The sequence below is a fragment of the Haloarcula nitratireducens genome (assembly GCF_019599505.1).
Genome location: NZ_RKLT01000005.1, coordinates 78,206 through 91,295 on the forward strand (window position 1 = coordinate 78,206; position 13,090 = coordinate 91,295).

Genomic DNA, 13,090 nt, shown 5'->3' on the forward strand with positions numbered 1-13,090 from the left:
GACAGACTGATACGAGGAGTATGGACGCGAACGCCCAAGCGATAGCAGCGAACGCGCTCTCCGTTCCCGAGGAGACCATCGTCGAGGCCTGCGACGACCCGCCGACGGTCGACGTGCCGCTGGCGAAACCGCTTCGCGAGATCCCGGTCACGTCCTGGTAACCGCTCGTTTTACGGCCGTACCGTATCGTATCCGACTTCACACCGCTGTGACCACGTCGGTTCGACTTCTCGCGTAGAAACAGGTGTCCGACCGCCGGGAAGGGTCCAGGCTTCGAGCCACGGCGCGCCGTCGCGGCTGACGTATCGCTCGGTCCGGTCGATATTTCGGACTCTACGACATCGCCAGAGAGGAGGTAACCGAACTGGCCGAAGAGACCGGCGAACTGGCGAACCTGCTCGTCGAACAGCACGGGAAAGGCGTCTATTTCCACTGCGCCCACGGCGTCGACGCCGTGAAGACAGACTCGTACATCGGACAGCGCGTCTACCTCCACAACACCGGTCTCGGGAACGCGATTCTCGCGCACCTCCCCCGAGAGCGGATCGAGGAGATACTCGACCGACACGGCATGCCGGCGACGACGGAGAACACGATCACCGACCTGGAGGAACTGTTTTCGCATCTGGAACGCGTCCGCGAGGAGGGCGTCGCCTTCGACGACGAGGCCCGCGTCAAGGGACTCCGCTGCGTGGCGGTCCCGATCGTCAACAATAACGACACCGTCGAGGGCGCGATCGGCGTCTCCGGTCCGACGAGCCGGTTTCAGGACGAGCGATTCCGAGAGGAGCTACCGGCCAAACTCAAGAGCGTCGCGAACGTGATCGAACTGAACACAACCTACACGTGAGTATCCCTGCTACGGAAATTAGCAAATCTGAGCGAGGTCTCAGTAATGGTAGTACGTCGGGTAACAGTACTGAATCACCCGCCGAATTTCGACCTAATTCACTATCTGTTGATGTGAGTCCTGTATTGGACGATACTAATTCATTATTACTAGATAAGTATTGGAATAACTGTCGGCGAATGGCTGTAGCCTGCACACGTATCGAGAGGAACCGGACGCTGTTACCCTCTGCGGCCATTCTTCCGCTGTGTCGTCGCTCCGTCTCGGGCGCGACGATCGGAAAGAGGAGGTAGTCCACCACATAAATAATATAAGTACATTCGTTATTCCAGTAGTGCAGACGAGACGCGCGGCGCTTCGAAGCGTGAGCAGTGAGAGGTGTCGACGGCCACTATACAGAGATCGAAGGGATATCCGGTGATGCCGGACGCACACTTCTGACCGATGGATTCGACCGCCGACACGCACCGGGACTCGATTCCACTCAGACGAGTTCCGTAGCGATCGCTCCGAACACCGCCGTCCGCTGGATGTCCCGAGCGACATCGATGGCGGGTTCAGACACCGCCCGTTTCCCATGCTCGTCTCTGCTATCACTACACCGGCGTCGAGAGAAACTGACGGGGTAGTCACTATAACACTACGATCTCGTGAGGTACGCGAACCGAGTCGCCCGTTCGAGAACGGCCGAAATATCCGCGGTGATGGGTATCTTCTCCGGCACCCCCGTGTTTCATAACTAGAGTGCATTCGTTATTCGTCGGTCGTGGCCCACGCCCGACCCGCGAACCGATGAGCGATGCGCCAGAATCCGATTCTGAGAGCGAGGGGAGCATAATCTGTCCGGCCATACCGGAAGGAGGGACGCGGCGACCGAGTTCACCCTGATAACTAGTGAAGTGTGAGAACGTATCTGAGATGCCGTAGCTATCGTCGTTCGAACACTCGAGCGCGACTCCAGAGCCGAAACGGCGTCTGAAGGACTCCTGAACGACAGATCGGTCATCGGCCGTCCGAGCCGGTCAGTCGGGGGTCGAACCCGTCCCTCCTCGTCTTTGCTTTCTCGGGGGCCGAGCTCGCGTCGTTTCGAGTACCGGAACTATCCGGTATCGTCGGAATAGACTTGTATTCGAGATATATGAGCGTATATTAGGTCCTCGTTCAGGAGAGGTATCTCAGACGTCTCTTCGACAGCGCGGGCAGACGGCTCGATCCGGGTCACTCCAGTACCGAACGCGGCCCGCGACGCCAGCGGATATTCGAAGGTTCAGAGCTACCGCAACGGTTTCCGAGATCACCGTATGTACGGCTAGCGTCGTCGTATCCACTACGACCCCCTATGCTTACCTCGACAGTCTGCTTTGGGGGCGCTATGCAGGGTGATACGCAGTCGAACGTATCGGATCACGCCGACTCGCGGCTCGCGGGCCGGCACATCGTCGTCACCGGTGCCGCACGGGGAATCGGGCGTGGCATCGCTCAGCGGATGTACTCGCGCCGGCGCGAACGTCTCGATTTTCGATACGCGACCCGAGAAGGCGACGGAGACGTCGACGTCTCCGAGGAAGCGTCCGTCATCGCCGGGGTGGAGGCGGCGGCCGCGGAGCTGGGCGAGATTCACGGGTTGGTCGACAACGCCGGCATCCAGCGGTCGGTTCCGCTGCTGGAGACGAGCGCCGAGGAGTGGGATCGACAGTTCGCCGTCAACGCCAGGGGGACGTTCCTCGTCGCGAAGCGCGTCGCCGAACAGATGATCGCCGACGGCGTCGAGGGGAGTATCGTGAACGTCTCGTCGGTGGGCGCGGAACGGCCCTTCCGCGGGCAGGGAGCGTACGGAGCGTCGAAGGCCGCAGTGCGCACGCTGACGACGGTGCTGGCCAAGGAACTCAGCGACCACGGCATCACGGCGAACGCGATCAAACCGGGGACGGTCGAGACGCCGCGCTCAACCGGAGGATATCGGTCATGTCGCCGTGTTGCTCCTCTCCGACGAAGGTGAGTGGATAACCGGCAAGTCCATCGCCGTCGACGGCGGGTATCTGAAAGGCTGACTCAGATCATCCGGTAGACTTCGTCCATCCAGTGGCTCCCCTCGTCGGCGACGATGGGTTCCATCACCTCGGCCCAGTCGGCCTGCGCGTCGCTCTCTTCCATGACCGCTCTGATCGCCTCGGGGTCTTCGACCTCCATATAGCCGAAGACGTGCCCGTCGTTCTCGAAGACGCTGTAGGTCTCCAGTCCGGCGTCGGAGTCGAGATACGCCGATTCGAGCGCCTCGGGCACGTCCTGGTGTTCCTCTCGATACGCCTCCCGTTGCCCCTCCTCGATGCGGAGGTGGAACGCTATTCGTTCCATACGGCGTTCTCTTCGACGGCGTCGTCCTTAGCTGTGCGGGTAAGATTTAGGGCGGTTCCCGGTAACACTCTGCGTATGCTCGATACCCACACCCACGCCTGGGGCGCGGCGAGCGACGAACACCCCTGGGTGAACGGGCCGCTGCTGGACCTCGTCGACGGGTTCGACGTACACACCGTCTACACGGCCGACCGCCTCCTCGCCGACATGGACCGGAACGGCGTCGACGAGGCCGTCGTCGTCGGCTACCCCATCTGCGACTGGACGGACAATTGGTACACCCGGCAGGTGGCGGCGGAATACGACCGCCTGCACGGTATCGTGATGCTGGACCCGTTCGCCGACGACGCGGCCGACCGGCTCCGCGAGTGCATGGCGACGGACGGTATCCTCGGCTTCCGCCTCGGTGCGGCCTGTCCCTACGACCGGATGTGGGAGACGTTCGACCCGGACGTGACGTGGCTGCGGGACGCCATCGCGGAGACCGATTTCTGGGAGGCCGCCGTCGAGACGGACGCCGCCGTCCAGATCCTCTGTGACCACGGGCAACTGGACCAGGCGCTCGACCTCGTCGAGACCTACCCCGACCTCACGTACCTCTTCGACCACTTCGCGCACGCGGGACCGGAGACGCCGACAGACGAGGGGACGTTCGCGCAGTTCGCGGACCTCGCGTCGTACGAGAACGTCGCGGTGAAGGTCTCGGAGATACCTCACATGTCCGAGACGACGTTCCCCTACACGGACATGCACGACCACGTCCGGTGGTTCCTCGACACGTTCGGCCGCGAGCGCGTGATCTGGGGGTCAGATTACCCGAACGTCAGCGACGTCGCCGGCTATCCCGAGGCGTACAACTGGCTCCGACAGGTGGACTCGCTGTCCGAGAAAGATCGAGAGTGGATCACCGACCGGGCGTTCCGGGAACACGTCGGCCTGTCGTAAGCGAGAAGTAGACGACCCGTCCAGTCAGTCGACGAGCAGTTCGACGGGGTGGCGAGGCTGCCGTTCGAGGAGCGAGTCTATCTGTTCGAGACAGGAGGTGCCGCTGGCGACGACCGGGCGGTCGCGAACGTCTTCGGCCTGTAACTGCTCCCGCAGGCGGTCGCCGACGTCCATGCTGACCTCGTAGTAGTCCCCCTTGTAGCCGAAACTGCCGGCCATTCCGCAACACTCCACGTTCGAGGTGACGACGTCGTAGCCGCGCTCTTCCAACACTGCGACGGTGTGGGCCTCCAGTCCGAGGGTTCGCTGCTGACAGTGGCTGTGATAGGCGATTTCGTCGCCGTCGGCCGTCGTCAGAGCCGAACCGTCGGCTCCGTTGTCGAGGAGGCCGTAGACGTACTCCAACACCTCGTAACTGTTCTCGACGAGGTCGGTGAACGCGGCGGAGTCGAGCAGTTTCTCGTACTCCCGCTGGAACAGCGCGTGGTCGCTCGGTTCGACGACGACGATGTCGCGGCCGTCCTCGATATGGGGTGCGAGGGTGTCCGTGACCCGTTCGGCGTGGTCCTGTGCGGTCGCGACCATCCCCTGCGAGAGCGGCGCGCGACCGCTGGAGGGCGCTTCGGGCACGACCACGTCGACGCCGAGCGCTTCGAGCGCCCTCACCGCCGCCTTACCGCGGTCGACCTGGACGTGGTTCGTGTAGAGGTCCGGGTAGAGGACCGCCCGGCGCTCGGGGTCGGAGACCGTCGAGTCGCGCTTCCCGGCCCACTCGACCAGCGTCTCGCGTTCGAACGTCGGGAGGTCCCGGCGGGGGTCGATATCGAGCGCCGACGACATGGCCCACCGAGAGGTCGAGGTGTCGGCCAGCCAGTTCGAGAGCGGCGCGGTGGCGCTCCCGAGCTTCGCGACCGTCTCGAAGTTGCCGAAGAACCGCTTCTGCAGCGGAGCGCCCTCGTCTTCCTCGTCGGGCACGAGGCCGTCGACGAGCCAGTCGGCTGGGTGCTCGCCCTCGCGGTTGATGCGGTCGCGGACGACCGTGTTTATCCACGGGATGTCGATCTCCACCGGACAGGCGTTCACGCATCGGGTACAGCCCGTACAGAGGTCGTTGAACTCCTCTGCGACGTCCAGTCCCTCGATACCCGTCTCCCACCCGGTTGCGATGCCGCCCGAGTAGGTCTCGCCCCCGAAGGCGTGGCCGCCGACGCTCTGGAAGTTCGCACAGGAGTTCGAACAGGCGGAACACCGGATGCAGTACAGCGTCTCGCGCAACTGGTCGTCCTCGCGCATCGCCATGCGGCCGTTGTCGATGAGCACGAGGTGGAAGTCCCGGTCGCTGTCGAACTCCGAGAGGGGCGTCTCGTCGTCCTCGAAGTCCACGACGGGCGTGTCGACGGGCGGCGTCAGCAGGGAGACGTAGGAGGTGATGTCCTGGCCGGTCCCAGAGCGGCCGATGAGTTCGATAAAGGGGTCGAGGTCGCCGACGCTCGGCACGATTTTCTCGACGCCGGCGACGGTTATCTGGGTGTCCGTCGCGGCGACGGTCTTGCGGGCGTTGCCCTCGCTGGTGACCAGCGCCATCGTTCCGGTGTCGGCCGCCAGGAAGTTCGCGCCGGTGATGCCGACCTCGGCGTCGACGATCTGCTCGCCCAGTTTCTCGCGGGCGAAATGCGTCAACTCCTGAGCGGTCTCTAAGGGTTCTTCGGGCTCGAAGACCTCGTTGAACAACTCGGCGATGGCCTCGCGAGATTTGTGGATGGCCGGTGCGACGATGTGCGAGGGCGCTTCGTCGGCCACCTGCAGGACCCACTCGCCTAAGTCCGTCTCGACCACGTCCACGTCGTCGGCTTCGAGGGCTTCGTTGACCTCGATCTCCTCGCTGGTCATCGACTTGCTCTTGACGACGCGGTTCGCGTCGCGGTCGGCTACCACGTTCCGGATGTAGTCGTTCGCGTCCGCGGCGTCGTCGGCGAGATAGACGGTTCCGCCGTTTTCCTCGACGGCCTCGGTCAGTTCGTCGAGCAGCTCCGGGAGCCGTTCGATCGCATCTTCCTTGATAGCGCGCGCCTCGGACTTCAGTTCCTCGTAGTCCTCTAAGTCGGCGACCGAGTCGTACCGGCCCTCGTTGAACGCCTGCGTGTTCTCCGCGATGGCCGCTCCCTCGGTGCGCATCACCTCGCGGAGTTCGTCGGCTTTCGACATTGTCACTCGCCCCCCTCCACGAGAACGACGTGGACCTCCTTCGGGCCGTGCGCGCCTTTCACGAGCGCCCCCATGTCGGCCGTCGCGCTGGGACCGGTCGCCAGGATCGCGCTCCCTCGCGTCTCGGAGAACTCCTCGTCCAGTTCCTCGATCGCGGTCTCCATCTCTTCGACGACGTCGGCCGCTCGAACGACCGCGACGTGTCTCTCGACGAACAGGCTCACGAGTTCGCTCGCCCGCTCCGTCAGCGAGAGGACGAGCGTCCCGTAGTCCGCGACCCCCAACTGCGCGCCGGTCACGCCGGTCGTCGCGTCGCGGAGCGTCGCGGGCGTCGGGTCGACCTCGACGGACGTCTCCGCGAGCGAGAACGCGGCGTCGCCGAACGTCGCCTCCAGCGGGACGCCGACGGCCGGCGCTGTGACGGTCTCCTCGATCTGTTCTCGAACCGTATCGCTATCGGCGTGGGTAACCGAGACGCCCAGTTCGCGAAGGGCGTTCTCGAAAGACGAGCCTGTGGTTGCCATCGATACCACTAGACTCGACCCACACGGTCATTTAGCTTTGGTTAGCGCGACCCACGGTGACAGAGTCGAGAGCCGAATTCACAGAACGTCACGGCTAGAGGTTTCGAAGCTGCTGATTTCGTCGGGTATGTACCTGTACACCCAAAAGTATTAACGCCAGTGTCTGCACGTTCCGAGTGAGTCGAATAGACCGACCGATATCAGCAACTATGAAAGCAATTGTTCAGACGGGTCCCCGTTCCGTGGAGACACAGGAGCGGGAGATGCCGACGATCGACACGGACGAAGTTCTCGTCAAGGTCCACACCGCGGGGCTGTGCGGGAGCGACGCGCACGCCTACAAGTACGACGGCGGGTACGAGTGGATTCCTATTCCGCGAGTCATGGGCCACGAGTACTCCGGCGAAGTCGTGGACGTCGGCGACGACGTCGAGGACTTCAGCGAGGGACAGAAAGTCATCGAGGAGCCGATCCACGACTGCGGGAAGTGTTTCCAGTGTAAGAACGGCCAGCCCAACGTCTGCCAGAACTTCTCTATCACGGGAATGCACAGAGACGGGGCCTACGCCGAGTACGTCGCGGTCGAGGCGGAACACCTCCACGCGGTCCCCGGGGACGTCCCGCTCCGGCACGCGGCGATCACGGAGCCGACGAGCATCGCCACTCGCGCGGTCTTCAGCCAGTCGGAGACGACACCGGGCGACAACGTCCTGGTCGAAGGACCCGGTCCCATCGGCGTCCTCGTGGCGGCCGTCGCCGACTCGCTCGGCGCGAACGTCGTCGTCTCCGGGCTCGAACGGGACGCGGTGTATCGGCTGCCGCTGCTGGAGGACCTCGGCATCGAGACCATCGACGCCCAGTCCGAGAGCCTCGAAGACCGCACCGAGGCGTTCACCGACGGCATCGGGTTCGACGTCGTGTTCGACTCGACGGGTCATCACACCGGCGTCGGGACCGCCGCCGACTTCGTCCGGAAGGGCGGGCAGGTCGTCGTCGTGGGCATCCCGAACGACGACAGCGAGTTCGCGCTGACCGACGTGGTCCGCGGCGAGGTGGACATCAACACCTCCTACGGGTCGACGTGGACGAACTTCGAGCAGGCGCTCCGCCTGATGGAACGGGAGGAGATCGACGTCGACGCGATACTGGACGCCTCTTTCAGCACGGACGACCCGGCGGCCGCCTTCGAGTCGTTCCTCGACTCGGAGACCTGCAAACCGGTGTTCCAATTCGCGGAGTGAACGACGCGACGACCGCGCGTACCGGGCCGCACAGAGCCGCCGCATCGAGGCCGGCGTCACGAAGTTCCAGTGTTGGTTCGTCGACTTCCCCGACACCGGTGGGATGGAACTGTTCGCCGACGAGGTCATGCCGGAGTTCCGGTGATCCGGAGCAGCCGGCGACCGTCGACAGCGAAGCTCACAGACAGATCGGGTTCGGGAGCGCGGCGATCGCTTCGTCGAAGCGGGTCGGCCGTTCCGGTGATGACGGAAAAGCTTTTTTCGAGACCTATCCTTGGTACGGATATGACCGACCCCGTGCCCGTCAAGGCGGCGAAAATCTCCCTCGAAGTCGTCGAGACGCTCCGCGAACTCGAAGGTGCCGGCGTCTCCGAGGTGGCTCAGCGCCTCGATAAGCCGACGAGCACTATCCACGACCACCTCCGGACGCTCGAACAGGAGGAGTACCTGGTCAAGGAGGGCAACGAGTACTACGTCAGCACCCGCTTCCTCCAGTTGGGAAATCAGGCCCGGTCGCGACAGAAAGTGTTCGAGATCGCCCGCCCGGAGATAGACGAGCTGGCCGAGAAGACCGGCGAGCACGCCAACTTCATGATCGAGGAACACGGCCTCGGCGTCTTCCTGTACAAGGCGCGCGGGCAGAACGCCGTCCAGTTAGATACGCACGCGGGGATGCGCGTTCCCCTACAGACGACGGCGCTGGGAAAGACCATCATGGCGTTTCGGCCGCGAGCGGAGGTCGAGGCGATTCTCGACCGCCACGGGCTTCCGAAGGTGACCGAGCAGACGATAACCGACAGAGCGGAACTCTTCGACGCGCTCGATCAAGTCCGAGAACGGGGGTACGCCTACGACGACGAGGAGCGAGTGAAAGGGATGCGGTGTATCGCGGCCCCCATCGTCGACGAGGACGGCTACGCCATCGCCGCGGTGAGCGTCTCGGGACCGAAGAGTCGGATGCAGGAAGAGCGGTTCACCGACGAGGTCCCGGACCAGATCCTCCGCAGCGCGAACGTCATCGAGGTGAACCTGACCTACTCGTAGGGTCGGTCTCGAACACAACAGTTAGGTTCTCCGCGCTGGCAGTACCCGTCGATGCAATTCGTTCGATACACCACCGGCGACACTCCGGCGTGGGGCGTCCGCCGCGACGACGAAATCGTTCCGTTGACCGGACTCCGCGAAGAGATCACGTATCAGCAGTTGACCGACCCGGGCTTCCTGCGGGTCGTCGAGGACGCCGTCGACGCCGCCGAGGACCACGCCGTTCCCGTCGCGGACGCGCGACTCCTCGCGCCGGTACCGCGACCGGGGAAGATCGTCTGCGTCGGGCTAAACTACCACGACCACGCCGAAGAACAGGACGAAGAGGTCCCCGAGCGGCCGCTCCTGTTCGGGAAGGCCGGGACGGCCGTCACCAACCCCGGCGACCCCATCGTCCACCCGTCCGACCTCGACGAAGTCGACTACGAGGTCGAACTGGGCGTCGTCATCGGTCGGACGGCGAAGGACGTCTCCGCCGACGAGGCGCGGGAGTACGTCGCCGGCTATACGGCGATAAACGACGTGAGCGGCCGTGACGCGCAGTTCGACGACGGCCAGTTCTTCCGCGGGAAGAGCTACGATACGTTCGCGCCGATGGGACCGACGCTCGTTCCCGACGACCGACTCGACCCCTCCAGTCTGGACGTCGCCTGTCGCGTCAACAGCGAGACGAAGCAGTCCTCGAACACCGAGGAGTTCATCTTCGGCGTCGAGGAGGTCGTCGAATACATCAGCGGCTTCACGACGCTGCGTCCCGGCGACGTCATCTCTACGGGCACCCCCGGCGGCGTCGGCATCTTCCGTGACCCGCCCGAACTGCTCGAACCCGGCGACACCGTCGACGTCGAGATCGAGGGCATCGGCACGCTGACCAATCCCGTCACGGCGGAACGGGACTAACGAGTTCCAGACGGGCGGTTTAGATGTCATTAGTTCCATATTAGGCGATTCAAGGCATTAAGTAAATCTAAAAGACGAGTGTTTAGGCATATATATGATATTTTAGCTATCTTCGAGCCCGAATTGGCTAGATTTTCGCTGCTATCCGGATGTAAGCTCTAATCTACCAGCATATCCGAAGCTAGATGGGTATCTCCGCGGATTCCGGGACTCTTCGAGGAGATAACGCGACATCGGACAAATGCCGAGGAGAGGGTGAGTATAGTTAACCCAAATAGATATTCCAAATGGCTATACTACTGTTCGAAGACATCCAAGGCAGTTTCGGGGCATAGCAGCGAGCAGCGGGTATCGAACGGCCTCGGCGAGTTTCGCGCAGCGGGCTCAGTCGTAGTAGCTGAGTCGCTCGGTGACCTCGGCGAAGGCGACGTTCTCCGTGACCGCCTGAATCTCGACGGCGACGCGTTCACCGACTTCGGTGTCGGGGACGATGACGACGAAGCCGCGTTCGACGCGTGTCACGCCGTCGCCCTGGTCGCCGATACTCTCGATCTCGACGCGCCGAGTCTCGCCCTCTTCGACCGGGGGCTCGTCCGCCGGCGGCGTACCCGTCCGCGAATCTGTCTGCTTGGGGGCGTCGTCTGTCGCTGCGGGTAGTAGCGCAACTCGATAGGTTTCGCCGGCCGATACGCCGCCGGTGTGAACCTCTTCCTCGGGGACCTCGACGACCAGTGAATCACCGGAGCGCTCGATCTCGGCGGAGAATAAACACCGAAGTTGTGGGGGAATTTCCATTCAATCAGACACCGTGTTTTCTGGTGTATTGGGGGCGGTCTATTTGAGTCTACTGCCAAAGGGACGGTCGCCGTGCCGACAGCGACCGACATCCTGTCTCTTCTCGCTCTCGTCGCAAGCACCACGCCTACGTATGGGGACGCGCGTTTCTTCCGTATGCCCGACATCGGCAACCCCGCCGGTTTCGACCTGGCGACCGTCCTGACCGGTTCCGGAGTGACCCTCCTCCTCTCGGCGGCGATCATGAGGTACGGCGACCGCTTCACCTACACGCCGGGGGAACTCTACGGAATCAGCGGAGTGGCACTCATCGTCGTCGGCGTCATCTTCGGGCTCGTGCTCGTGCTCCGCGGTGATAGGTAACTTCCGAACAGAGCCTTTCACGAGTAGCGGTTACTCACCGGCGACCGAGCGTAACCGAGACTCATCGCAGTCGATCTCGACGACCCGGTCTCAGAGCGCCCGGAACACGCGGATCGTATCCCGAGACGTGGGTTCGCGTATCAGCTGGGCGAAACCGCGCTCCGAGAAGATTCCCTTCCAGTTGCGGTGAAAGAGCGGGAAGTCGTCGTTCACGTAACTGACGTCCGTCTCGGTGCGGCCGCGCTGTGGGCTGTTGCCCTCGTTTTCGGCCGTTACGAGAAAGTCGGCCGTGATACGAGAAATCTCGTCGAAGACCCACGCGTCGTCGGGGTGAATGTGCTGGAGCGTCTCGACGGTGTAGACCACGTCGAACGCGTCGTCTTCGACGTCCCCGACGAAGTCCTCGACCGCGCCAGTGTGGAAAGTCCCCGTCTCTGCGAGGCGCGGGTAGTTCTCGGCCATCACGTCGAAGGAGTCCTCGTTGATGTCGATCCCGGTGAGATTCTCGTAGCCGTTTCGAAGCAAGTGCGCGAGATGCCGGCCGGAGCCACAGCCGATCTCGAGAATCGATACGTCGTCTGCGACGTAGTGGCCGAGCACGTCGGCGAGCGTCTCGCTCACCTCGTTCGGGCCGATCTCGGCGTAGTACGTGGGCGAGTACTTCCCGGAGCGCTCGGCCCAATCTTCGCGAACGTCGTCGGGGTCCATACGTCGACCGACGGAATCGAGGAGTAAATGTGCCCCGAAGTGGCCGCGTCTCGGCGTGATGGACAACAGTGAGAGAACGGGTCCCGGCCGCTACAGTTCGTCGGTGCGCACGGCGGCGCGACGCTCCGAGATCAGGTCGAATTCGGGGGCAATATCGCCCAAGACCAGTAACGCGTAGTAGCGCAGATAGGTGACGACCGGGACCTGAACGAGGGCGGCGACGGTGAGGAGCGCGAGGACGAAGAGGACGCCGACCACCGCGAGGACGCCAATGCCAAGCGGTGCGAAGAGAAAGAACAGTAGGAGGCCGAGGAGGCCGAGGAGGCCGAACGGAATCAGTAGCAGCAGCGCCGCCAACCCGGTAGCGATAGCGACGAGGAGTCCGGTAACGATCGCGAGGACGAAGTTAGCGACGAGGTAGGCGAGGTACTGCCAGGGCTGGCCGGTCATCGTCGGCCAGAGTCGCCGCCAGCCGCCCAAGACGGTCCGGTCTTCGAGCACCATGACGGGGACGACGAACGTCGTCGTGACGGTATCGACGACGCCGACGACCAGCGCCAGCACGACGATGACCGGCAGGAGCAGCAGGAACCCGACGAGCGAGAGCCCGCCGACTGGAGCCGCGCTCGGTCCGATATCGAAGAGTGCGGGGAGCACGAACAGCGCGAAGAGGACGACGAAGCTCCCGAGGACGAGTCCGTTCACGAGGAGTCGAAAGCCGAACAGGCGAACGCCCTGTCGCCACCGCCGGTCCCAGTACGCGCGGATCGCGACCGACTCGTGACGCAGCGACTCGACGAGCACGAACTCCATGATCGAACCGACCAGCATGAGCGCGAGTCCGACGAGCAGCGCGACCAGTACGACGGCGGCGACGAGGAGTACGACGTTCGTCCCGATCTCCGGAATCGGCGGTACGCCGCCCGGTCCCTGCTCCGCCGGGACGTTGTACTGCGAGAAGTTGAAGTTCGCGACCGGACCGCCGACGAAGAAGACGATCACGGCGAGTTTTATCCACCGGGTTCGGTCGATGGGGAAGAGAAACGTCCGCGTCGCGTCGAGCGCGTCGTCGATGTCTTCGAGCGCGTAGAGTGTCATATCACTGAATCGTGCGCCTTCGCATATAAGTCTACACCGAGGGCGTAGCGGCTCTCAGACGA

The 13,090-nt window shown here is 63.4% G+C and carries 13 protein-coding genes and 2 pseudogenes; 9 read left to right on the top strand and 6 right to left on the bottom strand.

Annotated elements, in window-relative coordinates; genetic code table 11:
* Nucleotides 1–20: 20 nt before the first annotated feature.
* The 3 genes and pseudogenes from EGH23_RS14985 to EGH23_RS14995 all read left to right on the top strand — a co-directional run bounded on the left by EGH23_RS14985 (nucleotide 21) and on the right by EGH23_RS14995 (nucleotide 2,901).
* On the top strand, nucleotides 21–161 hold the full coding sequence (locus EGH23_RS14985; RefSeq protein ID WP_220580862.1) for a hypothetical protein: 141 nt from the start codon (nucleotides 21–23) through the stop codon (nucleotides 159–161).
* 179 nt (nucleotides 162–340) lie between these two features.
* Nucleotides 341–850 carry an IclR family transcriptional regulator gene (locus EGH23_RS14990; RefSeq protein ID WP_425433234.1) on the top strand — a complete coding sequence of 170 codons (510 nt, stop codon included), beginning with the start codon at nucleotides 341–343 and terminating at the stop codon, nucleotides 848–850.
* Nucleotides 851–2,336: 1,486 nt separating this feature from the next.
* Nucleotides 2,337–2,901 (top strand): annotated as a pseudogene (locus EGH23_RS14995) (SDR family NAD(P)-dependent oxidoreductase).
* A gap of 1 nt (nucleotide 2,902) precedes the next feature.
* On the opposite strand, the gene EGH23_RS15000 reads toward EGH23_RS14995, so the two are convergent.
* Nucleotides 2,903–3,205, bottom strand: coding sequence for an L-rhamnose mutarotase (locus tag EGH23_RS15000; protein WP_220580802.1), 303 nt, complete (start codon nucleotides 3,203–3,205; stop codon nucleotides 2,903–2,905).
* Between the two features lie 75 nt (nucleotides 3,206–3,280).
* Between EGH23_RS15000 and rhcC the strand changes: the two genes are divergently transcribed.
* Nucleotides 3,281–4,150 carry an L-rhamnono-1,4-lactonase gene (gene rhcC / locus EGH23_RS15005; RefSeq protein ID WP_220580803.1) on the top strand — a complete coding sequence of 290 codons (870 nt, stop codon included), beginning with the start codon at nucleotides 3,281–3,283 and terminating at the stop codon, nucleotides 4,148–4,150.
* 24 nt (nucleotides 4,151–4,174) lie between these two features.
* Here rhcC and EGH23_RS15010 read toward each other — a convergent pair whose 3' ends face one another.
* Nucleotides 4,175–6,355, bottom strand: a complete 2,181-nt coding sequence (locus EGH23_RS15010; RefSeq protein WP_220580804.1) for an LUD domain-containing protein — start codon at nucleotides 6,353–6,355, stop codon at nucleotides 4,175–4,177.
* Nucleotides 6,356–6,357: 2 nt separating this feature from the next.
* Entirely contained in the window at nucleotides 6,358–6,879 is a 522-nt protein-coding gene (locus EGH23_RS15015; protein WP_220580805.1) for an LUD domain-containing protein, read from the bottom strand.
* A gap of 209 nt (nucleotides 6,880–7,088) precedes the next feature.
* On the opposite strand from EGH23_RS15015, the gene EGH23_RS15020 reads away from it, so the two are divergent.
* The 4 genes and pseudogenes from EGH23_RS15020 (at nucleotide 7,089) to rhcF (ending at nucleotide 10,064) form a co-directional block, all read left to right on the top strand.
* On the top strand, nucleotides 7,089–8,120 hold the full coding sequence (locus EGH23_RS15020; protein WP_220580806.1) for a zinc-dependent alcohol dehydrogenase: 1,032 nt from the start codon (nucleotides 7,089–7,091) through the stop codon (nucleotides 8,118–8,120).
* A 28-nt stretch (nucleotides 8,121–8,148) separates the two neighbouring features.
* A pseudogene (locus EGH23_RS27215) lies at nucleotides 8,149–8,265 on the top strand (F420-dependent oxidoreductase); the annotation flags it as partial.
* Nucleotides 8,266–8,405: 140 nt separating this feature from the next.
* Nucleotides 8,406–9,164: an IclR family transcriptional regulator gene (locus EGH23_RS15025; RefSeq protein ID WP_220580807.1), complete on the top strand. Its 759-nt coding sequence runs from the start codon at nucleotides 8,406–8,408 to the stop codon at nucleotides 9,162–9,164.
* Between the two features lie 51 nt (nucleotides 9,165–9,215).
* The gene (gene rhcF / locus EGH23_RS15030) at nucleotides 9,216–10,064 is read left to right on the top strand and encodes a 2,4-diketo-3-deoxy-L-rhamnonate hydrolase (RefSeq protein ID WP_220580808.1); all 849 of its coding nucleotides are present in this window, start codon (nucleotides 9,216–9,218) and stop codon (nucleotides 10,062–10,064) included.
* Nucleotides 10,065–10,448: 384 nt separating this feature from the next.
* Here rhcF and EGH23_RS15035 read toward each other — a convergent pair whose 3' ends face one another.
* Nucleotides 10,449–10,859 carry a TRAM domain-containing protein gene (locus EGH23_RS15035; protein ID WP_220580809.1) on the bottom strand — a complete coding sequence of 137 codons (411 nt, stop codon included), beginning with the start codon at nucleotides 10,857–10,859 and terminating at the stop codon, nucleotides 10,449–10,451.
* Nucleotides 10,860–11,015: 156 nt separating this feature from the next.
* Between EGH23_RS15035 and EGH23_RS15040 the strand changes: the two genes are divergently transcribed.
* Entirely contained in the window at nucleotides 11,016–11,222 is a 207-nt protein-coding gene (locus EGH23_RS15040; protein ID WP_220580810.1) for a hypothetical protein, read from the top strand.
* 90 nt (nucleotides 11,223–11,312) lie between these two features.
* Here EGH23_RS15040 and EGH23_RS15045 read toward each other — a convergent pair whose 3' ends face one another.
* Both EGH23_RS15045 and EGH23_RS15050 read right to left on the bottom strand, forming a co-directional pair.
* Nucleotides 11,313–11,930: a class I SAM-dependent methyltransferase gene (locus EGH23_RS15045; RefSeq protein ID WP_220580811.1), complete on the bottom strand. Its 618-nt coding sequence runs from the start codon at nucleotides 11,928–11,930 to the stop codon at nucleotides 11,313–11,315.
* Between the two features lie 90 nt (nucleotides 11,931–12,020).
* The gene (locus EGH23_RS15050) at nucleotides 12,021–13,028 is read right to left on the bottom strand and encodes a DUF7544 domain-containing protein (protein WP_220580812.1); all 1,008 of its coding nucleotides are present in this window, start codon (nucleotides 13,026–13,028) and stop codon (nucleotides 12,021–12,023) included.
* Nucleotides 13,029–13,090 lie beyond the last annotated feature (62 nt).

What these genes read in the sequence shown, in the direction of transcription:
- EGH23_RS14985 (WP_220580862.1), top strand. Translation starts at nt 21, where the DNA reads ATGGACGCGAACGCCCAAGCGATAGCAGCGAACGCGCTCTCCGTTCCC.
- rhcC (WP_220580803.1), top strand. Translation starts at nt 3,281, where the DNA reads ATGCTCGATACCCACACCCACGCCTGGGGCGCGGCGAGCGACGAACAC.
- EGH23_RS15020 (WP_220580806.1), top strand. Translation starts at nt 7,089, where the DNA reads ATGAAAGCAATTGTTCAGACGGGTCCCCGTTCCGTGGAGACACAGGAG.
- EGH23_RS15010 (WP_220580804.1), bottom strand. Translation starts at nt 6,355, where the DNA reads ATGTCGAAAGCCGACGAACTCCGCGAGGTGATGCGCACCGAGGGAGCG.
- EGH23_RS15050 (WP_220580812.1), bottom strand. Translation starts at nt 13,028, where the DNA reads ATGACACTCTACGCGCTCGAAGACATCGACGACGCGCTCGACGCGACG.
- EGH23_RS15040 (WP_220580810.1), top strand. Translation starts at nt 11,016, where the DNA reads ATGCCCGACATCGGCAACCCCGCCGGTTTCGACCTGGCGACCGTCCTG.
- EGH23_RS15045 (WP_220580811.1), bottom strand. Translation starts at nt 11,930, where the DNA reads ATGGACCCCGACGACGTTCGCGAAGATTGGGCCGAGCGCTCCGGGAAG.
- EGH23_RS15000 (WP_220580802.1), bottom strand. Translation starts at nt 3,205, where the DNA reads ATGGAACGAATAGCGTTCCACCTCCGCATCGAGGAGGGGCAACGGGAG.
- EGH23_RS15015 (WP_220580805.1), bottom strand. Translation starts at nt 6,879, where the DNA reads ATGGCAACCACAGGCTCGTCTTTCGAGAACGCCCTTCGCGAACTGGGC.
- EGH23_RS15035 (WP_220580809.1), bottom strand. Translation starts at nt 10,859, where the DNA reads ATGGAAATTCCCCCACAACTTCGGTGTTTATTCTCCGCCGAGATCGAG.
- EGH23_RS15025 (WP_220580807.1), top strand. Translation starts at nt 8,406, where the DNA reads ATGACCGACCCCGTGCCCGTCAAGGCGGCGAAAATCTCCCTCGAAGTC.
- rhcF (WP_220580808.1), top strand. Translation starts at nt 9,216, where the DNA reads ATGCAATTCGTTCGATACACCACCGGCGACACTCCGGCGTGGGGCGTC.